Genomic DNA, 26995 nt, shown 5'->3' on the forward strand with positions numbered 1-26995 from the left:
GCACTGTCAGCACCAGCTGGGACAGGGGCTGGGCCCGCCGGTCATCACCGGCGGGCCCAGCCCCTTCGCTGCGCTCCCCGTCAGTACCTCAGCCCGTGCCCGATCGGGTAGAGCACCTGCGACGGGTCGTCGGCGCGCTGCACCGGCACGGGCAGCCGGCCCCGCGGGCGGGTGCGGCCCGCGATCACCCGGACCGCCGCGCGCAGTTCGACATCGGTCCACGAGTAGGCCGCGAGTGCCGCGCCGACGCCGTTCAGCCGGGCGATGTCGTACGGATTGCGGATGGCGAGCGCCACCACCGGCACTCCTGTCGCGACAAGCCGGTCCACCAGCGTGCGCTGGGGGCTGGTCGCCGAGACGTTGTACGTGCCGACGACCACCACGTCCTTGCCGCTCGCCGCGGCCACCGCCTCCTCGATCTTCGCGCTGCTCGGCGTGATGCCGGTGGACAGCGCGGTCGCCGAGAAGCCCAGCTCGGTGAAGGCGCTCGCGAGCACCGTGGTCGGCGGTCCGGTCGTCCCGCTCGGGGATGCCGGATCGGCGCCGACGACCAGGAGGTTCGGCCGGCTGAGCCGGCTGAGCGGCAGCAGCCCTTCCGGGTTGGCCAGCAGCGTCGTGGTGCCCCCGGCGATCAGGTCGGCGGCTGCGAGATGGGCGGGGGCGCCGACCGTGCGGTCCACACCCCGGTGGGAGACGTACGGGTCGCGGAACAGCCCGAGCTTCTCCTTGAGGGTCAGGATGCGCAGGATCGATTCGTCGATACGGGCCACGCTGAGCTCACCGCTCTTCACCGCGTCGAGCACGGCGTTCCAGGCCACCGCGAGGTCCGGCGGATTGAGCAGCTGGTCCACGCCCGCGAGCAGCGCCAGCACCGGCACCCGGTGGTCGCCGTACTTGTCCCGTACGCCCTGCATGTTGAGCGCATCGGTGACGACGATGCCGGCGTAGCCCAGTTCCTCGCGCAGAATGCCGGTGAGGATCGGGCGGGAGAGCGTGGCGGGGTCGTTGCTCGGGTCCAGCGCCGGGAACTGGATGTGCGCCGTCATGATCGAGTCGATCCCGGCGGCGATCGCGGCCCGGAACGGCGGCGCGTCGATCTCGTCCCACTGCGCCCGGGTGTGGGTGATCACGGGGATGCCGGTGTGACTGTCCACGGTGGTGTCGCCGTGCCCGGGGAAATGCTTGGCGGTCGCCGCGATACCCGCGCCCTGGTAGCCCTTGACCTGAGCCGCGACCATCCTGGCGACGGCGGCCGGGTCCGCGCCGAAGGACCGCACGCCGATGACCGGGTTGGCCGGGTTGACGTTGACGTCGGCGACCGGCGCGTAGTTCTGCGTGATGCCCATCGCGGCCAGCTCGGCCCCGGCGAGTTGCCCCGCCATCTGGGCCGACACGCGGGACGCGCCGGCGCCCAGCGCCATGGCCCCCGGCATCAGGGTCGCCGGCTTGCCGACCCGGGCGACGATGCCGTGCTCCTGGTCGGTGGAGATCATCAGCGGTACAGGGGTGGGCTGAGCGAGCCCGGCCCGCTGGATGCCGTTGGACAGATCGGCGATCTGGTGAGGGTCACGGGTGTTGTGTGCCCAGGCGAAGTAGATGATGCCGCCGACGTGGTACGTGGAGATGAGCTCGGCCGCGGTGCGGACGCCCATCTCCTGGAGATTCAGATCGATGTCCGCCTGATCGGGGGCGGTGGCGGAGTGCCCGTACACCCGCATGACGAAGAGCTGGCCGACCTTCTCCTCCAGGCTCATCCGGGAGATGAGCCGCAGGAGCCGGTCGCGCCGGCTGGAACGGGCCGCCGCGGGGGACGCCGCGACGACCGCGCCCGCAGCGGCGGCGGTCGCGCTGAGGAGGGTGCGTCTGGAGAGGTTCCGGTCGTGCACTGGTGCTCCTTCCGGCCTTGCCCGACAAGGAAGTTGAAGGAAACTTCCAAGGAGTCACGGATATCCGGAAACTAACTGCCAGGTCAAGGCTCCGCGCAGAACCATCACCGATCCGGCTTGCCCTGGCGCTCATGCGGAAGCATCCGGAGCCACGAACCGGCCCGGACGCTTCGGGGCCGCGCGCGCTCAGGCCTGACGCGGCTGGACCGGCGATGACCCGGCGGGAGCTGAGCACCTGCGCGAGCGCAGCTGCCGGTGGCGGCGCTGGACGACGCCGGGCTGTGGGAGCGGGTGCGGGGAGGGGCCGGGGCGCAGGCCGTGACGCGTGACCGGTCGCTCAGGGACGGTGGGCGACCCGCGGCCACCACGCCTGCAGGGTGCGTACCGTCTCGGTGATCGCGGGCCGCCTGGCCGCCCCCGTGCGCCACAGGGCGCGCAGCCTGCGCATCGGCACCGGATCCAGCTGTACGGCGGTGACCTCGGGCGGAAGCGGGCCGCGGCCCAGCCGGGGAACCAGCGCGATACCGAGCCCGGCGGCGACCAGGGCGACCTGGGTGTGGTTCTCCTCGGCCCGGTGGACCACCAGCGGCTCGTGACCCGATGCCCGCAGCGTGCGCATCAGCCAGTCGTGGCACACCGTGCCGGGAGGCTGGGAGATCCACCGCTCCTGACCGAGCTCTTCGCGCCGCACGGTCCGCGCGGCGGCCAGCGGATGGCCCGCCGGTACCAGGACGTCGCACAGATCGTCGCCGATGACCGCCTGCTCCACACCGGGCGGCGTCGGCATCGGCGCGATGTCCCAGTCGTGGGCCACCGCCAGGTCGATCGCGCCGCGGGCGACGAGCTCGATCGACAGATGCGGGTCGACCTCCTGCAACCGGGCGTCCAGGCAGGGGTGCCGACGGGCGAGATCGGCCAGGGCCAGGGGCATCAGGCCGCGGGCGGCGCTGGCGAAACAGGCGATCGCGAGCCGCCCCGACGGCTCCCCGCGCCGCTCTTCGAGCCGCACCTCGGCCTCCTCGACCAGCGACAGCAACTGCTGTGCGGTGGCGGCGAGTTGATGTGCCTCGTCGGTCAGTCGCACACCACGCCCCTGGCGTTCGAGGAGCGTGGTGCGGGTCTCCCTCTCCAGCTTCGCGATCTGCTGGGAGACGGCGGACGGTGTATAGCCGAGCGCGGCGGCTGCGGCGCCGACCGTGCCGTGGACGGAGACCGCGTGCAGGGCGCGCAGCCGGCCGAGGTCGAGCACGATCTTCTCGCTTCCTGCCGTTTCCCGGTGTCTGCCGCTTCCCCGTGTCTTCCGTAAGCAGCGCTTCATCCAATCATGAAGGAACCCGCGCTGGTGCTACATGGTGCCCTGCGGTGATGCTCGGTGGCATGCGTCCCGCTCATATCGCCCTCGCCGCCCTGGTCGCCGCCGTCTGGGGGGTCAACTTCGTCGTCATCGAGATCGGCCTCGGCCGCTTCCCGCCGCTGCTCTTCTCCGCCCTGCGTTTCCTGGCCGCCGCATTGCCCGCGCTCTTCCTCGTCGGACGGCCGAAGGTCGCCTGGAAGTGGATCGTCGGCGTCGGCCTGGTCCTGGGCGTTGCCAAGTTCGGTCTGCTCTTCACGGGCATGGACCGGGGCGCCCCGGCCGGTCTGTCCTCCCTGGTCCTGCAGAGTCAGGCGGTCTTCACGGCTCTGTTCGCCTTCGCGGCCCTCGGCGAACGGCCGGGCCGGGTACGGACGCTGGGCATGGCCGTCGCCCTCGCGGGCATCGCGGTCGCAGCCGTCGACGAGGGCGCTTCGGGTCCGCTGTCCGGCTTCGTCCTGGTCATCGCGGCCGCGGCCTGCTGGGGCGTGTCCAACGTCCTGACCCGCAAGGCTGCCCCGCCGGACGCGCTCAACTTCATGGTGTGGGTGAGCACGGTCCCCGTACTCCCGCTGACCGCCCTCTCGTTGCTGACCGAAGGCCCGCGCCGCGATCTGGATGCGCTGCGGGCACTGGACTGGACCGGCGTGGGAGTCGTCCTCTACGTCGCGTGGGTCACCACCATCTTCGGCTTCGGCGTGTGGGGTTGGCTCCTGCGCCGTCACCCCGCCTCGTCGGTGGCGCCGTTCTCCCTGCTGGTCCCGGTCTTCGGCATGTCGTCGGCCGCGCTCTTCCTCGGCGAGGCGATCAGCCCGCTGCGCTGGTGCGCGGCGGCACTGCTCGTGGGCGGGGTGGCGCTCACGTCCCTGCCGGGCCGGCGCAGGCCCGCGACGCCGGCTGCGGTTCATGCCGGGGCGCAGCCGCAGCAGGAGGTGCCGACAGCTGCCCGGACCTGACGCTCACGCCCCCGGGACCAGCCCGAGCAGATGCTCCCGGCCCGCCGCCAGCAGACCCGGCAGCTCCGCCGCCTGCGGGTACCAGCGCTTCTCGTACTCCCAGCACACCCAGCCGTCCTCGTCCAGAAGCCCCAGGCACCGGCCGAGTGGCAGCGCCCCCGCCCCGAGGGGCACGGGGGTGAGGTCCTCGCCGGACACGACGTCCTTGACCTGTACGTATCCGAGATACGGGCCGAGCGCCGCACGCGTCTGCTCGGGTTCCTCGCCGCCCAGCCAGGGGTGCAGCACGTCCCACAGCGCGCCCGCGTTCCGGTGACCGACCGTGCCGAGGATGCGGGACACATCGGCTCCGGTGGGGTGGGAGTCGTGCGTCTCCAGCAGGATCCGTACGCCGGACTCCGCCGCGGTCTCCGCGGCCACCCCGAGCCGGCGGGCGGCGAGCGCATCGGCGTCGTCGGCGTCCTGATCGCCGCCGCCCGGAAAGACGCGGACGTAGGACGCCCCCACGTCGCGGGCGAGCCGCAGCAGTTCGTCGAGCTCCTCGTGCACCGGGCCGTCGTCGCCCGCCGCCGCGACCCGCGCGTACCCCGCCACCGTGAGGACCTCGACGCCTGCCTGCTCGAACTCCTTCACCACCTCGGCCCGTTCGCGCGCGCCGATACCCTGGTGCACCGGTTCCTCCGGGTGCGCGCGCAGCTCCACACCCTGGTATCCGGTGTCCGCGGCGAGGGCGGCCACTTGGGCGACGGGCATGCCGGGCACACCCAGTGTCGAGAACGCGAACTTCATCCGGCCGTTCCTTCCTTCAGGGGCAGCCGCCAGTCCTGGCCCACCAGATCCACTCCGTAGGAGCGGTGCGGCTTCTCGGAGACGAGCGTGAACCCGGCCCGCTGGTAGATCCGGCGGGCCCCGGCCAGTACGTCATTGGTCCACAGCACCATGTCCCGGTACCCCGCTTCGCGCGCGAAATCCACGGCGGTGCGCACCAGCCGGTCGCCGAGACCGTGCCCGCGCATCTCCGGTTCGACGAGCAGCAGCCGCAGCCGCGCCGTGGCAGGCGCTTCGTCCCGCACGCACATCACCGATCCCACCGGCCGCCCGTCCAGCTCGGCGATCCACACCCGTTCCAGGTGCGGGTCGTGATCCAGCGCGAAGTCCGCGACGATCCGGGCGACCAGGCCCTCGAAATCGGCGTTCCACCCGAACTCGGCGGCATACAGGGCGCCGTGCCGCTGCACGATCCATCCCAGGTCGCCGGCGACGGGCTCGCGCAGCACAGGCCCCTCGTGACGTGCCGCGGGCCGGGCGCCGGACAGAACCCCCCGTACCGTACGCAGCGCGTCGGTGAGCCGCTCCTGCTCGTGCGCCGGCATCCCGTCGAGCAGGGCGCCGACCGCCTGCCGTGACCGCTCGTCGAGGAGCGCGGCGGCCTCGCGTCCCTTCGCGGTGAGCGTGATCCGCTGCCGCCGCGGATCCACATCGGACGGCCCCCGGGCCACCAGCCCGTCGCGCTCGAACCTGGCGAGCAGCCTGCTCAGATACCCGGCATCCAGCGACAGTTCGGCCCGCAGATCGGCGGCGTCGGTACGCGGACTGTGGGCGAGCTCGTAGAGCACACGGGACTCGGTGAGGGTGTACGGGGTGTAGAGGTGTTTGCCGTAGTCGAGCGCGCCGATGAGGTTGGTGTAGAAGCGGTTGAAGGCGCGGATCTCATGGATGGGCATGGGGGACTCCGGGCTTTCCTTTGACTGAGTCAACGGTAGGCCCGTGTGTGCGACCCGGCAAGGCCCGCGCCCGCGCCGGCCTGCCCAAGAGCCGGGGGCAGCCGGCAGGGGCAGGCATCGAGGGCAGGCATGGGGGACCGGCATCGCGGCGGAGGGCCGGGGCGATGCCGGCCCGGGCCCCGTCCGGGTCGCGGGGCCGTCGGGCGTCAGTGAGTCCGCGGCGGAGCCGTCGAGTCCCTCGACATGAGCTCCGCGGAGATCGTCGCTATGCCCCCTGGCGGAGGCGCCTCGGCGCCCATCGCCAGACGCCCGGCCCGGGCGCCCGCCTCGAACAGCGGGAGGCGGACCGTCGTCAGTGACGGGACCACGTCGACCGCGAAGGGCAGATCGTCGAAGCCGGCCACCGAGACGTCGTGCGGGATGCGCAGGCCCTGGTCGCGCAGCGCCGCACAGGCGCCCAGCGCCACCGTGTCGTTCGCCGCGACGATCGCCGTCAGGCCGGGGTCCCTGCGCAGCAGTTCCTGGGCGGCGTCGTAGCCGGAGCGGCGGTCGTACGGGCCGTACACCGTCAGCCGGTCCAGATCGGCCCCCTGGTCGAGCCCCTCGGCCGCCATTGCCGCCCGGTGGCCCTCCAGCCGGTGCCGGGTCGTGGTGCGCTCCACCGGCCCGGCGATGTAGCCGATCCTTCGGTGGCCCAGAGTGATCAGGTGCTCGGTCAGCCGCCGCCCCCCGCCCCGGTTGTCGAAGGCGAGCGCGGCGACGATCGCGTCGCTGCCCGGCAGCGGAGGCCGCCCGCACAGCACCACCTTCGTTCCCGCGTCCGCCAGCTTCGACAGCTTCGCGCTCATCGCCGCGATGTGGCCCGGGTCCTCGACCGCGCCGCCGGTCAGTACCACGGCCGCCGCGCGCTGGCGCTGCAGCAGCGTGAGGTAGGTCAGTTCGCGCTCCGGGGAGCCCCCGGTGTTGCACACGACGGCCAGCTTCTCGCCGCCGGCCCGCCCGGTCCCCTGCCGGCCCCCGATCTCGGTCTGCGCGGCCCCGGCCATGATCCCGAAGAACGGGTCGGCGATGTCGTTGACGAGGATGCCGACCAGGTCGGAGGTGGCCGCGGCCAGCGAGCTGGCCGGGCCGTTGAGTACGTAGTCCAGCTCGTCCACCGCCCGCAGGACCCGCTCGCGGGTCGATGCGGCGACCGGGTAGTTGCCGTTCAGTACGCGGGAGACCGTGGCCGGGGACACCCGGGCGCGGGCGGCCACGTCCGCCAGGGTGACTGTCATCGCTTGCCTCCGCGGGAGATGGAACGACCCCTTGTCCGAGTCGCTGTCGGCAGGCTAGCTTCATATCGTGTAGAAAGCGCTTGCTACGCTCAAATCCAAAGAACTCGGGAAATCCGAGTGGAACGGAGGAAGCTTCGTGACACGCAGGACAGTGCGGATCGCCATGAACGGCGTCACCGGACGGATGGGCTACCGACAGCACCTGGTCCGCTCCATCCTCGCGATACGCGATCAGGGCGGCCTCCGTCTCGGTGACGGCGACGTCCTGTGGCCCGAGCCCGTTCTCGTCGGGCGCCGCGAGCACGCCCTGCGCGAGATCGCGGAGCGGCACGGCCTCACGGAGGTGTCGACCGATCTCGACTCCGTACTCGCCGACGACAGCATCGACATCTACTTCGACGCACAGGCCACCTCCGCCCGCGTCGAAGCACTGAAGAAGGCGATCGCGGCGGGCAAGCACATCTACACCGAGAAGCCGACCGCCACCGACCTCGCCGGCGCCCTGGAGCTGGCCCGGCTCGCCGAGGCGGCCGGCATCAGGCACGGCGTCGTCCAGGACAAGATCTTCCTGCCGGGACTGGTGAAGCTGAAGCGCCTCGTCGACGGCGGCTTCTTCGGCCGGATCCTCTCCGTGCGCGGCGAGTTCGGCTACTGGGTCTTCGAGGGCAACTGGCAGGAGGCGCAGCGCCCCAGCTGGAACTACCGCAGCGAGGACGGAGGCGGCATCGCCGTCGACATGTTCCCGCACTGGGAGTACGTACTGCACGAGCTGTTCAGCAGGGTCGTCTCGGTCACCGCGCACCTCACCACCCACATCCCGCAGCGCTGGGACGAGCAGGGCAAGCCGTACGCGGCGACCGCCGACGACTCCGCGTACGGCATCTTCCAGCTGGACGGCGGCGCCGTCGCCCAGATCAACTCCTCCTGGACGGTCCGGGTCAACCGCGACGAACTCGTCGAGTTCCAGGTCGACGGCACCAACGGCTCGGCGGTCGCCGGTCTGCGCCACTGCCGCGTCCAGCACCGCAGCGCCACCCCCAAGCCCGTGTGGAACCCGGACGGACCCGTCACCGGGTCCTTCCGCGACCAGTGGCAGGAGGTCCCGGACAACGCCGTGTTCGACAACGGCTTCAAGGCCCAGTGGGAGCTGTTCCTGCGCCATGTCGCCCTCGGTGAGCCGTACCGCTGGGACCTGCTGGCGGGTGCGCGCGGCGTACAGCTCGCCGAGCTCGGCCTGCGCTCGTCCGCCGAGGGGCGGCGCATCAGCGTGCCGGAGCTGGTCCTGTGACCATCGAACTACCGCACCGGGACGGCGGGTTGTACATGTACGAACCGCGCACCGAGCCCGCCCCCGTCGCAGCGGGCGGCGCCCCGCTCACCTCCCGTACGGTCTTCGCCGCGGCGCATGTCGTGGCCGACCCGTACGCCGACACCCACCCCGATGCGCCCGCGGCCGTCGACTGGGACGCGACGCTCGCCTTCCGCCGCCATCTGTGGTCGCACGGTCTCGGCGTCGCCGAGGCGATGGACACCGCGCAGCGCGGCATGGGCCTGGACCGGGCGGGCGCGGCCGAGCTGATCCGGCGCTCGGCGGCCGAGGCCAAGGCGGTCGGCGGCACGATCGCCTGCGGGGTCGGCACCGACGGGCAGGCGGGTCCTGTCGGCCTCGCGGGCGTCCGCGGCGCGTACGAGGAGCAGCTGGCCCTCGTCGAGGAGTGCGGTGCCCGCGCGATCCTCATGGCGTCCCGTGCCCTCGCGGCCACCGCCCGCACGCCCGACGACTACCACGCCGTCTACTCGCCTCTGCTGCGCCAGGCTTCGCAGCCGGTGATCCTGCACTGGCTCGGCCCGATGTTCGATCCGGCGCTCGAGGGCTACTGGGGCAGCTCCGACCTGGATGCCGCGACCACGGCCTGCCTCGACATCATCGCCGAGCACCCGGACAAGGTCGACGGCATCAAGATCTCGCTGCTCGACGCTGAGCGCGAGATCGACCTGCGCAGGCGGCTGCCGGAGGGCGTGCGCTGTTACACCGGCGACGACTTCCACTATCCCGAACTGATCGCGGGCGACGAAGTCGGCTTCAGCCATGCCATGCTCGGCATCTTCGACCCGCTGGGCCCGCGGGCGGCCGAGGCGGTGCGCGCTCTGGACGCGGGGGACACGGCGGGCTTCCGCACGCTGCTCGACCCGACGGTCGAGCTGGCCCGCCATCTGTTCGAGGAGCCGACGCGCTTCTACAAGACCGGCGTTGTGCTGCTGGCCTGGCTCGCCGGGCACCAGTCGCACTTCTCGATGGTGGGCGGCCTGCAGTCCGCGCGCTCCCTGCCGCATCTGTGCCGGGCCTACGAACTGGCCGACAGGCTCGGCCTGTTCCCCGATCCGGTACGGGCGGAGTCCCGTATGAAGTCTCTGCTGGCCGTCTACGGGGTGCACCGGTGAGCCGAGGGCGCCTGAGCATCAACCAGATGACGGTGAAGCAACTGTCCCTGCCCGAGCTCACGGACGCGTGCGTCCGCCTCGGCATCCCGGGCGTGGGCCTGTGGCGCGAACCGGTCGCCGCGTACGGCCTGGAGGCGACTGTCACGCTGGTACGGAACGCAGGGCTCGCGGTCACCTCCCTGTGCCGCGGCGGCTTCCTGACGGCGATCGACGCGGACGAGCGGCACCGCGCCCTGGCCGACAACCGCGCGGCCATCGACGAAGCGGCGGCGCTGGGCACGGACACCCTGGTCCTCGTCTCCGGCGGCCTCCCGGACGGCGAGCGCGACCTCGCCGCCGCCCGCGAGCGGATCGCCGACGCGCTGTCCGAGCTGGCCCCCCACGCGGGGGAGCGCGGCGTCCGCCTGGCGATCGAGCCTCTGCACCCGATGTTCGCCTCGGACCGCTGCGTGGTCTCCACCCTGACTCAGGCCCTGGACCTGGCCGAACGATTCCCGGCGGACCAGGTGGGCGTGGTGGTGGACACGTATCACATCTGGTGGGACGACCAGGCCCCGTCAGCGGTGGCCCGCGCGGGGGCCGCGGGCCGCATCCACTCCTTCCAACTGGCGGACTGGATCACCCCGTTGCCCGCCGGGGTGCTGCACGGCCGTGGCCAACTGGGCGACGGCGCGGTGGATCTGCGTGCCTGGCGGGAGCGCGTGGAGTCGGCAGGGTGGACAGGGCTGATCGAGGTGGAGCTGTTCAACGACGGCCTGTGGGCGAGGGACGGGGTGGAGGTCATGGAGGAGACGACGGTGAGGTTCGTTTCGGAGGCGTTCTGATGGGAGGGCGGAACCGGGAGGGCGGAACGCGGTCCCTCCGTCGTCGCATGACGACAGGGTCACGGACCTGTCGATCACTCCAACCACTCGGACGGACAGGCAGTCCGCCGTTCCGAACTGCGGGCACGCAGGCCGACGGCCGTCCGCCCGGAACGCGACCGCCGTGCAAAAAATTACTGCCCGAAGTCGTACAACCCTTTCCGAGTGACGGCAGTCGTATGTGTCGTCAAGGCTCCGGGGGTGGGGATCCGGGGGGATCTGAAGGGGCCTTGAGGTGGGGGATGCTGAGGGGCCCGGCCGGTAGGCCGGGCCCCCTTTGCGTCCGCGGTGCTCCCGGGCTCGGGCCCGGTTCGTCCACAGGCGCTCCGAGCTGTCGGACCTCGGCGGTAGCGTCGGGCCATGTCCAATCTGGCAGTCCTCGAAGGCGTGCTCGAACGCATCACGTACGCCAACGAGGAGAACGGGTACACGGTCGCGCGCGTCGACACCGGCCGCGGCAGCGATCTGCTGACCGTGGTCGGCTCGCTGCTCGGTGCGCAGCCGGGCGAGTCACTGCGCATGGAGGGCCGTTGGGGCTCCCACCCGCAGTACGGCAAGCAGTTCACGGTGGAGAACTACACGACGGTGCTCCCGGCCACCGTCCAGGGCATCCGCCGCTATCTCGGCTCCGGCCTGATCAAGGGCATCGGCCCGAGGATCGCCGAGCGGATCGTGGACCACTTCGGTGTCGACACCCTCGACGTCATCGAGCAGCAGCCGAAGAAGCTGATCGAGGTGCCCGGCCTCGGCCCCAAGAGGACCAAGCTGATCGGCGCCGCCTGGGAGGAGCAGAAGGCCATCAAGGAGGTCATGATCTTCCTCCAGGGCGTCGGCGTCTCCACCTCCATCGCGGTGCGCATCTACAAGAAGTACGAGGACGCCTCGATCTCGGTGGTCAAGAACCATCCGTACCGGCTGGCGGCCGATGTATGGGGCATCGGTTTCCTGACCGCCGACAAGATCGCCCAGGCGGTCGGCATACCGCACGACAGCCCCGAACGGGTCAAGGCGGGCCTGCAGTACGCCCTGTCGCAGTCCAGCGACCAGGGGCACTGCTTCCTGCCCGAGGAACAGCTGATCGCCGACGCGGTGAAGCTGCTCCAGGTGGACACCGGCCTTGTCATCGACTGCCTCGGCGAGCTCGCGGCCGTCGCGGAGGGCGTCGTACGGGAGCAGGTGCCCGGCCCGGACGGCGGTGAGCCCGTCACGGCCGTGTACCTCGTCCCCTTCCACCGCGCCGAGCTCTCGCTGGCCGGCCAGCTGCGCCGGCTGCTGCGGGCCGACGACGACCGGATGCCCTCGTTCCAGGACGTCGACTGGGACAAGGCGCTGGCCTGGCTCGCGCAGCTCACGGGCGCGAAGCTGGCGCCGGAGCAGGAGGCCGCGGTGCGCCTCGCCCTGACCGCCAAGGTCGCCGTGCTGACCGGAGGACCTGGCTGCGGCAAGTCGTTCACGGTCCGCTCGATCGTGGAGCTGGCGCGCGCCAAGAAGGCCAAGGTGGTGCTGGCGGCCCCGACCGGCCGGGCCGCCAAGCGGCTGGCCGAGCTGACCGGCGCCGAGGCGTCGACCGTGCACCGGCTGCTGGAGCTCAAGCCCGGCGGCGACGCGGCCTTCGACCGGGACCGGCCGCTCGACGCCGATCTGGTCGTGGTGGACGAGGCGTCCATGCTGGATCTCCTGCTGGCGAACAAGCTGGTGAAGGCGGTGGCGCCCGGCGCGCATCTGCTGCTGGTCGGTGATGTGGACCAGCTGCCGAGCGTGGGCGCCGGTGAGGTGCTGCGGGATCTTCTCGCGGACGGCGGGCCGGTGCCCAGCGTCCGGCTGACCCGTATCTTCCGCCAGGCCCAGCAGTCCGGCGTGGTCACCAACGCACACCGGATCAACTCGGGGATGCAGCCCGTCACTTCAGGTCTCGCCGACTTCTTCCTCTTCGTGGAGGAGGAGACGGAGGACGCGGGACTGCTCACTGTGGATGTCGCGGCCCGTCGCATTCCGGCGAAATTCGGGCTGGATCCGCGGCGGGATGTGCAGGTGCTCGCCCCCATGCACCGCGGCCCGGCCGGCGCGGGCACGCTCAACGGGCTGCTCCAGCAGGCGATCACCCCCGCCCGTCCCGATCTTCCCGAGAAGCGCTTCGGCGGCCGTGTCTTCCGTGTCGGGGACAAGGTCACCCAGATCCGCAACAACTACGAGAAAGGGCGGAACGGGGTGTTCAACGGCACGGTCGGCGTCGTCACCTCGCTCCACCTCGACGACCAGCGCCTGACGGTGCTCACGGACGAGGACGAGGAGGTGGCGTACGACTTCGACGAGCTGGACGAGCTGGCCCATGCCTACGCGGTGACGATCCACCGCTCCCAGGGGAGTGAATATCCGGCCGTGGTGATTCCTGTCACCACGGGCGCCTGGATGATGCTCCAGCGCAACCTCCTCTACACGGCCGTCACACGGGCGAAGAAACTGGTCGTGCTGGTGGGCTCGCGCAAGGCGATAGGCCAGGCCGTGCGCACCGTTTCCGCAGGCAGACGCTTCACGGCCCTCGACCACCGACTGGCGGGCTGACCTCGTCGCCACGGCCTTGCGGCGGCCGGATCCGGCCGCGCGGGGCACGATGGAATCAGGCTGCCCTTACCCGGTCGTGGTTGCTCGCGGCAGGAGGGTCCCGCGGTTCCTCCGAAACGGGACCCTGGCTTCCACAAGCTGGGCGAAGGGGGCAAGATGAGCAGGTTGGCGGCACTGAGTGCCGCCGATAGGCCCAATGGTCGACCCCGAGTGCACTCTCCTGAGCCAAATGGGGGATGGTAGAGACAGTCAGGGCACCTCGAAGAAGAGGCACTACGTCGGTGAGGGATGACGTGAGCGACAACTCTGTAGTACTGCGGTACGCGGACGGTGAATACACCTACCCGGTGGTCGAGAGCACCGTCGGTGACAAGGGCTTCGACATCGGGAAGCTCCGAGCCCAGACCGGTCTGGTGACCCTGGACAGCGGTTACGGCAACACCGCCGCGTATAAATCCGCGATCACCTACCTCGACGGCGAGCAGGGCATCCTGCGGTACCGCGGCTACCCGATCGAGCAGCTGGCCGAGCGGTCCACCTTCCTTGAGGTGGCGTACCTGCTGATCAACGGCGAGCTTCCCACGGTCGACGAGCTTTCGGCCTTCAGGGGTGAGATCACCCAGCACACGCTGCTGCACGAGGACGTCAAGCGGTTCTACGGCGGCTTCCCGCGCGACGCGCACCCGATGGCCATGCTGTCCTCGGTGGTCAGCGCGCTGTCGACGTTCTACCAGGACAGCCACAACCCGTTCGACGAGAAGCAGCGTCATCTCTCCACCGTCCGGCTGCTCGCCAAGCTGCCGACGATCGCGGCGTACGCCTACAAGAAGTCGATCGGTCACCCCTTCGTCTACCCGCGCAACGACCTCGGGTACGTCGAGAACTTCCTGCGGATGACCTTCTCGGTCCCGGCGCAGGAGTACGAGCTGGACCCGGTCGTGGTCTCGGCGCTCGACAAGCTGCTGATCCTGCACGCGGACCACGAGCAGAACTGCTCGACCTCCACCGTGCGTCTGGTCGGCTCCTCGCAGGCGAACATGTTCGCCTCGATCTCGGCCGGCATCAGCGCCCTGTGGGGCCCGCTGCACGGTGGCGCCAACCAGTCGGTCCTGGAGATGCTCGAGGGCATCCAGGCGGACGGCGGCGACGTCGACTCCTTCATCCGCAAGGTGAAGAACAAGGAGGACGGCGTCCGTCTGATGGGCTTCGGCCACCGCGTCTACAAGAGCTTCGACCCGCGGGCGAAGATCATCAAGGCGGCGGCGCACGATGTCCTCTCGGCGCTCGGCAAGTCCGACGAGCTGCTCGACATCGCGCTGAAGCTCGAGGAGCACGCGCTCTCCGACGACTATTTCGTCTCGCGCAACCTCTACCCGAACGTGGACTTCTACACGGGTCTGATCTACCGGGCCATGGGCTTCCCGACCGAGATGTTCACCGTGCTGTTCGCGCTCGGCCGGCTGCCCGGCTGGATCGCCCAGTGGCACGAGATGATCAAGGAGCCGGGTTCCCGTATCGGCCGCCCGCGCCAGATCTACACCGGCGAGGTCCTGCGCGACTTCGTCCCGGTCGAGGCCCGCTGACGTCTGCGGTACGGGCCGGCTGAGCGCACCGCCGCCGGGCCGGGCCCTGACAACGGAAAGCGCCCCGCTGCCGATCCCCCCACGGGTCGGCGGGCGGGGCGCTTCCCATATCCCCGGAGCGGATTCCCCCCACGGGATCCGGCCGGGCGTCTGTTGGGCTGCAGAAGCTCCACGCGCGGTCTGCCGGGGTACGTACGTACGGGAGGGCCGCTCAAAGCTCCCCGGGCACGTGCCCCGGCCAACGCTTGCCTGGGACGTCCCCCAAGACATCCCATGAACGTCCCCCAAGACGTTCTGGCATCGCCCACTTAGACTCGCGAGGAGCCGTAATGGTTACCCCTAAATATCTGTGATCTAGGTCTCCTTGTGAAGGTCTTGTGACCCATTTGTAGTCACGGGAAGGAGCGCAGCCGCGGGTTGCCCGATGCCGCAAACATGGACGAAAGGGCCATGCCGGATCCGGTGATCATGGGGTTGAGCAGGCATGATGCGGCCGGGGGCGGCGTGGTGTCGTCGGGGTCGAAGGCCGGTAAAGATTCTCTTTGGTCATGGCCGTGGTCCGACGGGCGGGACGGATCGCGTCGCCGCTCATGCGCAGAACGCCGCGTATGGGCGTCAGATCCCCTGCCTCCACTCGGCCGTGTCCGCGCCCGCCCGTGTATCCGCGGGTCCGGTGGCGGTCAGGCGTGGAAGCCGGGCTCAGGCCCGGCTGGAGCGTGGGGTGTGGGGTCGTGGGGCTCGGGCGGGGCAGGGCAGGGGGCAGGCTCAGGCTGTGCCGGTCAGCTCGTAGCCGGCCTCGTCCACGGCGGCGCGCACGTCGGCCTCGCCGACCGGGGTTTCGGAGACCACGGTGACCAGGCCGGTCGCGGCCGAGGCCGTCACGGACGTGACGCCGGCGATCGCGGAGATCTCGCTGGTGACGGCGCCCTCGCAGTGCCCGCAGGTCATGCCGGTCACCCGGTAGACGACGGTGATGCCACCGGTCTGCCCGCCGGACGACCCGTTGTGTCCGGCACCGTTCGAGGAGCAGCACGAGCCCGTCGTCCCCGCGGTCTCGATCCCGGTCTTCGTCTCGGCGGTCATCGCGCTCTCCTCTTCCTGTGGACCTGGCGAGGCCATGGTGCACCAGTGGGCCGGGGGGCTCCGTGCCTTCCCGGCATCATGATTTTATACCCCTAGGGGGTATTGGTCGCCGCGGTAGGTCAAGCGGGCCTCAGGGCCTCGCCGAGGATCGGGTCGAGATAGCGGAGCAGGACCTTCTTCAGCTCATCGGTGTACGCCGCACGCTGCGCGCCCTCGTGGGCCATGATCAGCTCCAGTCCCCCCTTGAAGATCACGAAGATCATCGTCGAAACCCGGGCGATCTCGTCGGCGGGCGTGTCGGGCAGGTAGCCCGCCATCAGTGTCTCGATCCGTTCGAGCAGGCCCAGGTGAACGGTGGTGAACTCGTCGGTGATCTGTCCCGGGGTGTCGGGGCCGTGCATCAGGACCGCGAAGGCGGGGTTCTGCTGGTTGAAGTCGATGAGCGGGTCCAGTACGGCGTCCAGCAGCTCTTCGAGCGGGAGGTCGAGGGCGGCCGCGTCCAGGGCCTCGCCGTGGGACTCGCGCCACTGGTGCAGCAGGCGGCCGCCGAGCTCGACGGCGATGGCCTCCTTGTTCGGGAAGAACTGGTACAGAGTGCCGGGGGAGACGCCGGCCTCGCGGGCGATGGCGTTGGTGCTGGCTGCCGTGTATCCCGTCGTGCAGAAGACGCTGGCCGCGGCGTCGAGGAGCTGGGCGATGCGGCGCTCGCCACGGGCCTGGCGCCGGCGCGGCCGGCCCGCGGCCGACCCGTTGTCCTGGCTGCTCGGCGTGTGCTCCGGCTTCGTCGGCTCCGGCACGTGAAATCCCCAGCTTCCTTGCGCAGTTGACAAACACGAGTAACCGCTCGCATTCTTTGGTTATGCGAGTGATGACTCGTGTTTGCCAGTCTATGGCAATGGTCGGCCCATGCTGCCTGCCGGGAAGCCTGCGCATGGGCACGGTGAAGGGGACACCGCATCATGTCCGAAGTCAACAGCTCGCCGCGGCTGGGGGGATGGACCCGCTTCGTCACGGCGAGGCCGCGTCTGGCGCTGCTGACCGCACTGGTCCTGACCGCGCTCGCCGTGTTCGCCGGAAGCGGGGTCGCCGACCGGATGGGAGCCGGAGGCTGGCAGGATCCGGCAGCCGAGTCGAGCTATGCCACCGAGGCCCTGGAGCGGGAGTTCCCCGCCTCCCAGCCGAATCTCCTGCTCCTCGTGGACGCCGGCCGGGCGGGCGTGGACGACCCGTCGGTCGCCGCCGAGGCCGGCCGCCTGGTGAGCAGGCTCTCCGCCGAGGAGGGCGTCACGGGTGTCGGGTCGTACTGGCAGACCAAGGCGCCCGCCCTGCGCGCCGAGGACGGACGGCAGGCGCTGATCGCGGCCCGCGTCGAGGGCGACGAGAAGACCACGTCCGAAACGCTGAAGCGGATAGCCCCGGACTACCGGGGCGCGCACGGCCCGCTGGAGGTCTCGATCGGCGGCCCGGTCGCCGTCCAGCAGGAGATGACGGAGACCATCCAGGAGGACCTGCTCCGGGCGGAGCTGATCGCCCTGCCGATCACGCTGGTGCTGCTGGTCATGGTCTTCGGCAGCGCGGTCGCGGCGCTGCTGCCGCTGGGTGTCGGCATCATCGCCATCCTGGGGACGAACGCCGTGCTGCGGGGCATCACCGAGTTCGCCGACGTCTCGGTCTTCGCGCAGAACCTCACCACGGCGCTGGGGCTCGGACTCGCCATCGACTACGCCCTGTTCATCGTGCGCAGATTCCGCGAGGAACTGTCCGCGGGAAGGGAGGTGCGCGAAGCGGTCGGAGCGACCTTGCGCACCGCGGGCCGTACCGTCCTCTTCTCTGCCCTGACCGTGGCGGTGTCCCTGGCCGCGATGCTGGTCTTCCCGCAGTACTTCCTGAGGTCGTTCGCCTATGCGGGCATCGCCGTCGTACTGCTCGCGGCCCTCGCCGCACTGATCTTGCTGCCCGCGGCACTGATGCTCCTCGGCCATCGGGTCAACGCGCTGGATCTGCGCCGTCTGTTCGGGCGCGGTCGCGGACGCGAGGGCGCCGCAGACGACCCGGCGGCTGCGAAGTCCGGCGCGGGCTGGGCCCGGGTCGCCGCTGTGGTGATGCGCCGGGCCCCGCTGTTCGCCATCGGTACGGTCGGCGCCCTGGTGCTGCTCGGACTGCCCTTCCTGGGCGTGAAGTTCGGCACCCCCGACGACCGTCAGCTGCCGCCCACCGCCGAGTCCCATGTCGTCCAGCAGAAGATACGGGACGGCTTTCCCGGCAGCCCCACCGGCGGACTCGAAGTGATCACCGAGCGCGCCGAAGCCTCAGAGGCCGCGCCGACACCCGCCCAGTACGCGCAGTACCGCGAGCGCATCTCGGCCCTGCCGGGGGTGGTGCGCGTCGACGGACCCGTCGTCTCCGGCGCCTTCGCCTACTTCACCGTGCTGCCCGAGGGCGAGGCCGTGGGCGAGCAGGCGCAGCGGCTCGTGCACGAGCTGCGCGATGTGCCGGCCCCGTTCGAGACATCGGTGACCGGAAGAGCCGCGGTGCTGGAGGACTCCAAGGACGCCATCGCGGATCGGCTGCCTCTGGCGCTCGGGATCATCGTTGTGGCGACACTCCTGCTGGTCTTCCTGCTCAGTGGCAGCGTGCTGATCCCGCTCCAGGCGGTCGTGCTCAACGCGCTCAGCCTGACGGCGATGTTCGGGGCCGTCGTCTGGGTCTTCCAGGACGGCCATCTCTCCGGACTGCTCGCCTTCACCTCCACCGGGGACATCGAGACCACCCTGCCCGTGCTCATGTTCTGCATCGCCTTCGGGCTCTCGATGGACTACGGCGTCTTCCTGCTCTCCAGGATCAAGGAGGAGTACGACCGCTCCGGCGACCACGAGCAGGCCGTACGGTTCGGGCTGCAGCGCACCGGCGGGCTGATCACCGCGGCGGCCGTGATCCTCGCGGTGGTGATGGTGGGCATAGGCACCTCGCGGGTGACCAACACCAAGATGCTCGGCCTCGGCATCGCGCTCGCCGTGCTGATGGACGCCATGGTGGTGCGCAGCCTGCTGGTCCCCTCGGTGATGAAGCTGATGGGCAGGTCGACCTGGTGGGCCCCGCGGCCGCTGCGCCGCTTCCATGAGCGGTTCGGGCTCAGCGAGGGGGAGGCGGCAGCTCATTCCGGGGAGCCGGCAGGGAAGAGTGGGGCGGAGCCGCACACGGCTCATGGGCCGACAGCGGAAGCGGCCACGACAGAGACGGCGGACCGGGACCCGGCCGGGGTGTGATCCCGCGAGGGCGGTGATGCGCCGGGCCCCGCACCGCCGGGTGTGGGGCCCCGCCCGCTCGTTACCGGCGGCCCCGGTTTCCGGGACGGTTGGCGACCCAGAGGCGAATCGTGTCCGCGTACCAGTAGGGCTTGCCGGCCTCCACATGGTCGGGTGGCGGAAGAAGGCCGTGTTTGCGGTAGGAACGGACTGTTTCCGTCTGGACCTTGATGTGCGCGGCGATGTCCTTGTAGGACCAGAGCCTTCTGTCCGTCATCTGTGTGGCACCTTCCTGCGGGCGCGGCAGCGGCGGGCGGGATGCCGTCGGGGGATCGGCCGCCCGCACGCTGGCGATCACTGAGCCAATGCCAGTAGAACGATGTCGAGTCGCCGCAGGGGCCCGGCTGTTGAACGGCTGTGACAGAAGGGCCGCGTAATCGGGACAAGCGTGATCAGCTGGCGACAACGGTGACAGATGTGACGCATGTGTCCCAGATTCCTCGGCAGCCTCCGAGCGCCCGGCTCTGTCGGCTCCGGTGTCCCGCGCCGCTCAGAGGCCGCAGGAGCGCAGGAAGCCGCGGGTGCGTTCGGCGATCGGGAAGGGCTTGTCCGGCGGACACGGGTACATGTCCTGCTCCACGATGGCGAAGAGCTCGACACCCAGTGCCTGCGCCGCGGCCAGTACGGGCTCCAGTGCGGGCACCCCGGCCGGCGGCTCGCACATCACGCCCCGCCCGACCGCAGGCCCGAACGGCACCGCGTCCGCGACCACTTCGGCGAGGATCCGCGGATCGACCTGCTTGAGATGGAGATAGCCGATGCGCTCCCCGTACGTCTCGATCAGCTTGACGCTGTCGCCGCCGCAGTAGGCGTAGTGCCCGGTGTCCAGACAGAGCGAGACCAGGTCGGAGTCGGTGGCGTCCAGGAACCGGCTGACGTTCTCCTCGCTGTCGATATGGGTGTCCGCGTGCGGATGGACGACGATCTTCAGCCCGTACCGCTCGCGCACCTCCCGGCCCAGCCGTTCGGTCTGGGAGGTGAGATCACGCCACTGCGCGGCGCTGAGCGTGCGGTCCTCCAGAACCTCGCCGGTCTTGTCGTCGCGCCAGAAGGAAGGGATCACCACGAGATGCTCCGCACCCATCGCCCGGGTGAGCGCCGCGATGTCCGAGACATGTGCCCAGGTCTCGTCCCACACGGCAGCCCCGTGATGCAGCCCGGTGAAGACCGTCCCGGCCGAGACCTTCAGCCCGCGCCGGGAGGTCTCCTCGGCGAGGCGCACCGGATCGCTGGGAAGGTAGCCGTAGGGGCCGAGCTCGATCCACTCGTAGCCGGCCCGGGCGACCTCGTCGAGGAAGCGCTGCCAGGGGACTTGCCGGGAATCGTCGGGAAACCACACCCCCCAGGAGTCGGGGGCCGAGCCGACCCGGATGCGGTTCAGGGCGGGGACGGAGGAGGTCATGCCGGTCAGCTTTCCGGCCGTCGAAGAAAGGTGTCAAGGCTTGGTCCGAATGTAAGGACAAAATGTTGACAGGGTTCGGCGGGGAGGGCTAGACCTGGGTGCGGTGCAGCCGGCGTCGAACCGAAGGGACGCGCATGCCTCAGCCCTACGACGTGATCACGATGGGCCGGATCGGGGTGGACCTCTACCCGCTGCGCACCGGGGTCCCGTTGGCACAGGCCGACACCTTCGGCAGATTCCTCGGCGGCTCGGCCACGAACGTCGCGGTCGCGGCGGCCAGGCTGGGCCGGCGGACGGCGGTGATCACCCGTACCGGGAACGACGCATTCGGGGAGTATCTCCACCAGGCTCTCGAGGAGTTCGGGGTCGACGACCGGTGGGTCACGCCCGTCGACGCGTATCCGACACCGGTCACCTTCTGCGAGATCTTCCCGCCCGACGACTTCCCGCTCTACTTCTACCGGCAGCCCAAGGCACCCGATCTCGAGATCCGTGAGGACGAGTTGGACCTGGCTCAGGTGCGTGCCGCGCGGGTCTTCTGGGTGACCGGTACCGGGCTGTGTGCGCAGCCGAGCCGGTCGGCGACGCTGGCCGCGCTGGCCCACCGGGCGCGGGCCGGGACCACCGTCTTCGACCTCGACTGGCGCCCGATGTTCTGGGCGGACCCCGCGGCGGCACGGCCGTACTACACCGAGGCGCTGACGCACGCGACGGTCGCCGTCGGCAATCTCGAGGAGTGCGAGATCGCCACCGGGGAGCGCGAGCCGTACGCCGCGGCGCAGGCGCTGCTGGCGGCGGGGGCCGAGCTCGCCGTCGTCAAGCAGGGCCCCAAGGGCGTCCTGGCCGTCCATCGCGACGGAAACCGGGCCGAGGTCCCGCCGGTCCCGGTGGAGGTCGTGAACGGGCTCGGCGCGGGAGACGCGTTCGGCGGGGCACTGTGCCACGGGCTGCTCGCGGGCTGGGAGTTGGAGCGCGTGATGCGGTACGCGAACGCGGCGGGAGCGATCGTGGCGGCGCGGCTGGCGTGCTCGAGCGCGATGCCGTACGCCCAGGAGGTCGAGGACGTCCTCGCGGGCGGCCCGCCCCCACCGGACCCGAGCCGCCCCGACCGCACGGACCACCCGGTGCCGAGCACCGCAGCTCCCCGCGCCCCGGACTCCGCCGGTACGGGGCGGACCCCGCTCGCCGACCCGGCCGGAGCGGAGCAGGCCGCGCCCGCCTCCCCCGCGGCGCACCCCGCACCGGACACCGACCGGGTGCGGGACGCCGGGGCCGCCTCCGCGGGAGGCCGGGGCGGCGGGGCGTGGCCCGGTCCGCAGGCCGGTGACGGCGGCGGGGCAGGAGGGGCGGGGTCGTGAGCCGTGTCGACATCGGCGAGCTCGTCGGGATCCGGACCCGGCATCCCGAAGCTGTGGCGGAGGCCGCCGGCCGCCGGCGCCGGCGGCCCGGACTCGTCGGCGACAACGGCCGGCTGATGATCATCGCGGCTGACCACCCGGCCCGCGGCGCACTCGCCGTCGGTGACCGCCCGCTCGCCATGGCCAACCGCCTCGACCTGCTGGAGCGGCTCTGCCTCGCGCTCTCGCGCCCCGGTGTGGACGGCGTCCTCGCCACCGCCGACATACTCGACGACCTGCTCCTCCTCGGTGCCCTCGAGAACAAGGTCGTCATGGGCTCGATGAACCGCGGCGGCCTCGCCGGAGCCGCCTTCGAGCTGGACGACCGGTTCACCGGGCACCGCGCCCGCGTCCTGGAACGGCTCGGCTTCGACGCCGGCAAGCTCCTGCTCCGTATCGACTACGACGACCCGGCCTCCCTCGACACCTTGGACGCAGCGGCCCGGGCCGTCGACGAGATGGCCGAGCGTCAGCTTCCCGTCTTCATCGAGCCGTTCATCTGTCACCGGATCGACGGACGGCTCCGCAATGATCTCGGCGCCGAAGCCGTCACCCGGTCCATCGCCATCGCCTCCGGACTGGCCGGCACCTCCGCGTACAGCTGGCTGAAAGTGCCCGTCACCGACGATCCGGACGATATGCAGGCAGTGATGGCGACCTCCACCCTCCCGGCGGTGCTCCTCGGGGGCGATATAGGGGACGACCAGGACTCCGCCTACGAGAAGTGGCGCGGCGCCCTGCAACTGCCCACCGTCCAGGGACTGGTGGTGGGCCGTTCGCTGCTCTATCCGGCCGACGGGGATGTCGCCGGTGCGGTCGACACGGCCGTCGGACTGCTGTGAGGGGGTAGGGAGAGGGCATGAGCGACAAGAAGCTGCACGGTCTCCACCTTCGCGCGGGGAGCACGGCGGACGGCCCGTACGCGCTGCGCATCGCCCCCGCAGAGGCCGGCTGGGACTATGCGGGCCTGCGTGTGCTGGAGCTGGAGCCGGGCGGATCGCACCTGCTGACGGCCGGTGACAGCGAGTGGATCGTGCTCCCGCTCCGCGGCGGTTGCACCGTGCACACCCAAGACGGAATCTTTGAACTGCACGGCAGGGAAAGCGTGTTCGGCGGAGTGAGCGACTTCGCCTATGTACCGCGTGATGCCCGTGCCCAGATCGCCTCCGGCGTGGGAGGCCGCTTCGCCCTGGCAGGAGCGAAGTGCGAGCGCCGACTCCCCGCTCGCTACGGCCCCGCGCCGGAGGTTCCCGTCGAGGCCCGCGGCAGCGGCATCCAGGCGCGCGAGGTGCACAACTTCGCCGCCGCCGGCGCCTTCGCCTGCGACCGGCTGATCGCCGTCGAGGTCATCACGCCCGGCGGCCACTGGTCCTCCTACCCGCCGCACAAGCACGATGAGCACCGCCCCGGCGAGGAGAGCGAGCTGGAGGAGATCTACTACTTCGAGATCGACCGCGGAGGCGTGGGCTACCAGCGCATCTCCCCCTCCCGGCCCGGTGGCGCCGATCTGCTCGCCGAGGTCCGCACCGGTGACGCGGTCCTCGTCCCCGACGGCTGGCACGGCCCGTCGATCGCCGAACCCGGCCGCCCCATGTACTACCTCAATGTGATGGCGGGCCCGGGCGCCGAGCGCGAATGGCTCATCCGCTTCCACCCCGACCACACCGCGGAGGGCTACCGATGACCACACGACGCCTCACCACGGCCCAGGCGCTCGTCGCCTTCCTCGCCCGCCAGTACACCGAGCGCGACGGCCGGCACCGACGGCTGATCGGCGCCACCTGGGGCATCTTCGGCCACGGCAATGTGGCCGGCATCGGCCAGGCGCTGCTGGAGTCGGAGGCGGACATGCCCTTCGTCCAGGGCCGCAACGAACAGGCCATGGTCCACGCCGCCGTCGGCTACGCCCGCCAGTCCCGCCGGCTCTCCACCCACGCCGTGACCACCTCCATCGGCCCCGGTGCCACCAACCTGGTCACCGGCGCCGCCCTCGCCACCGTCAACCGGCTGCCGGTCCTGCTGCTGCCGGGTGATGTGTTCGCGACCCGCCCCGCCGATCCGGTCCTCCAGCAGCTGGAGGTGCCGTACGCGGGAGATGTGTCGGTCAATGACGCGCTGCGCCCCGTGTCCCGCTACTTCGACCGCATCACCCGCCCCGAGGCACTGATCCCGGCCGCGCTCCAGGCGATGCGGGTGCTCACCGACCCCGCCGAGACGGGCGCGGTCACGCTCGCGCTCCCGCAGGACGTGCAGGCCGAGGCGTACGACTGGCCGGAGGAGTTCTTCACCGACCGGGTGTGGCCGGTGCGCCGGCCGCGCGCCGACGCCGACGCGCTCACCGAACTGGCGCAGGCGGTGCGGTCCGCCCGCCGCCCCCTGATCGTCGCGGGCGGCGGCGTCCACCACAGCGAGGCCGAACAGGCGCTGCGCGACCTCGCCGGCGCCACCGGCATCCCCGTCGCCTCCACCCAGGCCGGCAAGGGCTCGCTGCCCCACGACCACCCCAGCGACGTCGGCGGCATCGGCCACACCGGCACCGCCACCGCCGACGAGCTGGCCCGCACCGCGGACCTCGTGATCGGCGTCGGCACGCGCTGGTCCGACTTCACCACCGCCTCCTCGACGCTGTTCGCCGATCCGGCGGTCCGATTCGCCAACATCAACATCACCGGCTTCGACGCCCGCAAGATGTCCGGGCTCTCCGTGGTCGCGGACGCACGCGGCGCGCTGGAGGAGCTCACCGCCGCGCTGGGCGGCGCCCACCGCGTCGACCCCGCGTACGCGCAGGAGTACGGCGACGGCAAGGAGCGCTGGGAGCAGCTGGTCGACGCCGCGTACGAGAGCGGCGACCCGGACGCCCGCCCCACCCAGACCCAGGTTCTCGGCGCGCTGGACACCCTCGTCACCGGCGACGACATCCTCATCAATGCGGCCGGCTCCCTCCCCGGTGACCTGCACAAACTGTGGCGCACCCGCTCGGCGGACCAGTACCACGTCGAGTACGGCTACTCCTGCATGGGCTACGAGATCCCGGCCGCCATCGGCGTCGCCATGGCCGCGCCCGGCCGCCCCGTCTGGGCCCTGGTCGGCGACGGCACGTATCTGATGAACCCCACCGAGATCGTCACCGCGGTCCAGGAGAACATCCCCCTCAGGATGGTGATCCTGCAGAACCACGGGTACGCCTCCATCGGGGGCCTCTCAGAGGCGGTCGGTGCGGAGCGCTTCGGCACCGCGTACCGCCACAGGGCCCCCGACCTGACCTACACCGGAGCCCCGCTGCCCGTCGACCTGGCGGCCAACGCCGCCTCCCTCGGGATGCGGGTGATCCGTGCCAGGACCCTGCGTGACCTGGGCGAAGCCCTCGCCGAGGCCCGTTCGGCGGACTCGGCCACATGTGTCTACGTCGAGACCGAAACGGCAGACACTGTGTCGGGCCCGCCCGGAGCACAGGCGTGGTGGGATGTTCCGGTAGCCGAGACCGCGGCCCGCCCGTCGGCGGTCAAGGCCCGCGAGGAGTACGACCGACAGGCCGCAGCCCGACGCCGCCATCTGTGAAGGAGCACGCAATGAAGACCGTCAACCACTGGATCGGTGGCAAGACCGTCGAGGGTGCGTCGGGAAACTGGGGCCCGGTCACCGACCCGGCGACCGGCGAGGTCACCACGGAGGTCGCCCTCGCCTCGGTGGAAGAGGTCGACGCGGCCGTGGCAGCGGCCAAGGAGGCGTACGCGACCTGGGGCACGTCCTCGCTCGCGCAGCGCACCGCGGTGCTGTTCCGCTACCGCGCCCTGCTGGACGCACGCCGCGACGACATCGCGGCACTGATCACCGCCGAGCACGGCAAGGTGCACTCCGACGCGCTCGGCGAGGTCGCCCGCGGTCTGGAGATCGTCGAACTCGCCTGCGGTATCACCACCCAGCTCAAGGGTGAGCTGTCCACGCAGGTGTCCAACCGGGTCGATGTCGCGTCCATCCGCCAGCCGCTCGGCGTCGTCGCCGGCATCACCCCGTTCAACTTCCCGGCGATGGTGCCGATGTGGATGTTCCCGCTGGCGGTCGCCTGCGGAAACACCTTCGTCCTCAAGCCGAGCGAGAAGGACCCCTCGGCCGCGAACCTGCTCGCCGAGCTGGCCGCCGAGGCCGGGCTGCCCGACGGTGTGCTCAATGTCGTCCACGGTGACAAGGTCGCGGTCGACGCGCTGCTCGCGCACCCGGACGTCGCCGCGGTCTCCTTCGTCGGCTCCACCCCGATCGCCCGCTACATCCACACCACCGCCTCCGCGAACGGCAAGCGCGTCCAGGCGCTGGGCGGCGCGAAGAACCACATGCTGGTGCTGCCCGACGCCGACCTGGACGCGGCCGCGGACGCCGCGGTCTCGGCGGCGTACGGCTCGGCCGGCGAGCGCTGCATGGCGATCTCCGCGGTCGTCGCGGTCGGGCACATCGCCGACGAGCTGGTCGAGAAGATCCGCGAGCGTGCCGAGAAGATCAAGATTGGCCCGGGCAACGACCCGACGTCCGAGATGGGCCCCCTGATCACCAAGGCGCACCGCGACAAGGTCGCCTCGTACGTCACCGGCGCGGCGGCCCAGGGCGCCGATGTGGTTCTGGACGGCACGGGTCACACGGTCGACGGCTTCGAGGACGGCCACTGGATCGGCCTGTCGCTGCTCGACAAGGTCTCCACCGACTCCGACGCCTACCGTGACGAGATCTTCGGCCCGGTGCTGTGCGTGCTGCGCACGGAGACGTACGAGGAGGGCCTGGAGCTGATCAACGCCTCGCCGTTCGGCAACGGCACGGCCGTCTTCACCCGTGACGGCGGCGCGGCCCGCCGCTTCCAGCTGGAGGTCCAGGCCGGCATGGTCGGCGTGAACGTGCCGATCCCGGTCCCGGTGGGCTACCACTCCTTCGGCGGCTGGAAGGACTCGCTCTTCGGCGACCACCACATCTACGGCAACGACGGCGTGCACTTCTACACCCGCGGCAAGGTCGTCACGACCCGCTGGCCGGACCCGTCCGAGGGCCACCTCGGCGTGGACCTGGGCTTCCCGCGCAACCACTGACGTCCCCTGCCCTACCGGTGCGGCCCGCACGGACACCTGTCCGTGCGCCCTGTGCCCGGCCGCCCTCGATCTTCGGGAGAATGGGTCGCACAGTC

At 71.0% G+C, this 26995-nt stretch carries 21 protein-coding genes; 12 read left to right on the forward strand and 9 right to left on the reverse strand.

Annotation, left to right across the window (positions count from 1 at the left end; translation table 11 throughout):
* Positions 1-80 precede the first annotated feature (80 nt).
* Positions 81-1886, reverse strand: a complete 1806-nt coding sequence (locus ABZ208_RS01220) for a glycoside hydrolase family 3 protein (protein WP_356907480.1) — start codon at positions 1884-1886, stop codon at positions 81-83.
* A 337-nt stretch (positions 1887-2223) separates the two neighbouring features.
* Positions 2224-3135: a LysR family transcriptional regulator gene (locus ABZ208_RS01225; RefSeq protein ID WP_356907481.1), complete on the reverse strand. Its 912-nt coding sequence runs from the start codon at positions 3133-3135 to the stop codon at positions 2224-2226.
* Between the two features lie 128 nt (positions 3136-3263).
* Between ABZ208_RS01225 and ABZ208_RS01230 the strand changes: the two genes are divergently transcribed.
* Positions 3264-4193 carry an EamA family transporter gene (locus ABZ208_RS01230; protein WP_356907482.1) on the forward strand — a complete coding sequence of 310 codons (930 nt, stop codon included), beginning with the start codon at positions 3264-3266 and terminating at the stop codon, positions 4191-4193.
* Positions 4194-4196: 3 nt separating this feature from the next.
* Here the strand turns inward: ABZ208_RS01230 and ABZ208_RS01235 are convergent, their stop codons facing one another.
* The 3 genes from ABZ208_RS01235 to ABZ208_RS01245 all read right to left on the reverse strand — a co-directional run bounded on the left by ABZ208_RS01235 (position 4197) and on the right by ABZ208_RS01245 (position 7194).
* Complete coding sequence (locus ABZ208_RS01235; protein ID WP_356907483.1) at positions 4197-4982, reverse strand: sugar phosphate isomerase/epimerase family protein; 786 nt, start codon at positions 4980-4982, stop codon at positions 4197-4199.
* On the reverse strand, positions 4979-5917 hold the full coding sequence (locus ABZ208_RS01240; protein WP_356907484.1) for a helix-turn-helix domain-containing GNAT family N-acetyltransferase: 939 nt from the start codon (positions 5915-5917) through the stop codon (positions 4979-4981). The genes ABZ208_RS01235 and ABZ208_RS01240 overlap by 4 nt, the downstream gene beginning before the upstream one ends.
* A gap of 206 nt (positions 5918-6123) precedes the next feature.
* Positions 6124-7194, reverse strand: coding sequence for a LacI family DNA-binding transcriptional regulator (locus ABZ208_RS01245; RefSeq protein ID WP_356907485.1), 1071 nt, complete (start codon positions 7192-7194; stop codon positions 6124-6126).
* A gap of 136 nt (positions 7195-7330) precedes the next feature.
* Here ABZ208_RS01245 and ABZ208_RS01250 point away from each other — a divergent pair, with 136 nt between their 5' ends.
* From ABZ208_RS01250 to ABZ208_RS01270, 5 genes are all read left to right on the forward strand, one after another.
* A complete protein-coding gene (locus tag ABZ208_RS01250) occupies positions 7331-8482 on the forward strand; it encodes a Gfo/Idh/MocA family oxidoreductase (RefSeq protein ID WP_356907486.1) in 1152 nt (383 codons plus the stop codon).
* Positions 8479-9636: a dihydrodipicolinate synthase family protein gene (locus tag ABZ208_RS01255; protein WP_356907487.1), complete on the forward strand. Its 1158-nt coding sequence runs from the start codon at positions 8479-8481 to the stop codon at positions 9634-9636. Before ABZ208_RS01250 ends, ABZ208_RS01255 begins: the two co-directional genes overlap by 4 nt.
* Positions 9637-9662: 26 nt before the next feature.
* Complete coding sequence (locus tag ABZ208_RS01260; RefSeq protein ID WP_356907488.1) at positions 9663-10460, forward strand: sugar phosphate isomerase/epimerase family protein; 798 nt, start codon at positions 9663-9665, stop codon at positions 10458-10460.
* 399 nt (positions 10461-10859) lie between these two features.
* A complete protein-coding gene (locus tag ABZ208_RS01265) occupies positions 10860-13061 on the forward strand; it encodes an ATP-dependent RecD-like DNA helicase (RefSeq protein ID WP_356907489.1) in 2202 nt (733 codons plus the stop codon).
* A 293-nt stretch (positions 13062-13354) separates the two neighbouring features.
* Positions 13355-14644 (forward strand): citrate synthase, encoded by a 1290-nt coding sequence (locus tag ABZ208_RS01270; protein WP_356907490.1) that lies wholly within the window; start codon positions 13355-13357, stop codon positions 14642-14644.
* A 765-nt stretch (positions 14645-15409) separates the two neighbouring features.
* Here the strand turns inward: ABZ208_RS01270 and ABZ208_RS01275 are convergent.
* Positions 15410-15727, reverse strand: a complete 318-nt coding sequence (locus ABZ208_RS01275) for a heavy-metal-associated domain-containing protein (protein WP_356907491.1) — start codon at positions 15725-15727, stop codon at positions 15410-15412.
* Between the two features lie 119 nt (positions 15728-15846).
* Positions 15847-16524, reverse strand: a complete 678-nt coding sequence (locus ABZ208_RS01280) for a TetR/AcrR family transcriptional regulator (protein WP_356907492.1) — start codon at positions 16522-16524, stop codon at positions 15847-15849.
* A 162-nt stretch (positions 16525-16686) separates the two neighbouring features.
* Between ABZ208_RS01280 and ABZ208_RS01285 the strand changes: the two genes are divergently transcribed.
* Positions 16687-18993, forward strand: a complete 2307-nt coding sequence (locus ABZ208_RS01285; protein ID WP_356907493.1) for an MMPL family transporter — start codon at positions 16687-16689, stop codon at positions 18991-18993.
* Between the two features lie 61 nt (positions 18994-19054).
* Here the strand turns inward: ABZ208_RS01285 and ABZ208_RS01290 are convergent, their stop codons facing one another.
* Together ABZ208_RS01290 and ABZ208_RS01295 are read right to left on the reverse strand one after the other, a co-directional pair.
* Positions 19055-19249, reverse strand: a complete 195-nt coding sequence (locus ABZ208_RS01290; protein WP_328400431.1) for a MerR family transcriptional regulator — start codon at positions 19247-19249, stop codon at positions 19055-19057.
* Between the two features lie 273 nt (positions 19250-19522).
* The gene (locus ABZ208_RS01295) at positions 19523-20434 is read right to left on the reverse strand and encodes a sugar phosphate isomerase/epimerase (protein ID WP_356907494.1); all 912 of its coding nucleotides are present in this window, start codon (positions 20432-20434) and stop codon (positions 19523-19525) included.
* A 134-nt stretch (positions 20435-20568) separates the two neighbouring features.
* Between ABZ208_RS01295 and iolC the strand changes: the two genes are divergently transcribed.
* From iolC to mmsA, 5 genes are read left to right on the forward strand one after another with little or no spacing between them, the layout of a single operon-like run.
* Positions 20569-21792, forward strand: a complete 1224-nt coding sequence (gene iolC, locus ABZ208_RS01300; protein ID WP_356907495.1) for a 5-dehydro-2-deoxygluconokinase — start codon at positions 20569-20571, stop codon at positions 21790-21792.
* Complete coding sequence (locus tag ABZ208_RS01305; protein WP_356907496.1) at positions 21789-22673, forward strand: deoxyribose-phosphate aldolase; 885 nt, start codon at positions 21789-21791, stop codon at positions 22671-22673. Before iolC ends, ABZ208_RS01305 begins: the two co-directional genes overlap by 4 nt.
* 17 nt (positions 22674-22690) lie before the next feature.
* Positions 22691-23515: a 5-deoxy-glucuronate isomerase gene (iolB, locus tag ABZ208_RS01310; RefSeq protein WP_356907497.1), complete on the forward strand. Its 825-nt coding sequence runs from the start codon at positions 22691-22693 to the stop codon at positions 23513-23515.
* Positions 23512-25389, forward strand: coding sequence for a 3D-(3,5/4)-trihydroxycyclohexane-1,2-dione acylhydrolase (decyclizing) (iolD, locus tag ABZ208_RS01315; protein WP_356907498.1), 1878 nt, complete (start codon positions 23512-23514; stop codon positions 25387-25389). The genes iolB and iolD overlap by 4 nt, the downstream gene beginning before the upstream one ends.
* An 11-nt stretch (positions 25390-25400) precedes the next feature.
* Positions 25401-26900, forward strand: coding sequence for a CoA-acylating methylmalonate-semialdehyde dehydrogenase (mmsA, locus tag ABZ208_RS01320; RefSeq protein ID WP_356907499.1), 1500 nt, complete (start codon positions 25401-25403; stop codon positions 26898-26900).
* Positions 26901-26995 lie beyond the last annotated feature (95 nt).

The organism is Streptomyces sp. NPDC006208, assembly GCF_040613775.1.
In the GTDB taxonomy this organism is placed as follows: Bacteria; Actinomycetota; Actinomycetes; order Streptomycetales; family Streptomycetaceae; genus Streptomyces.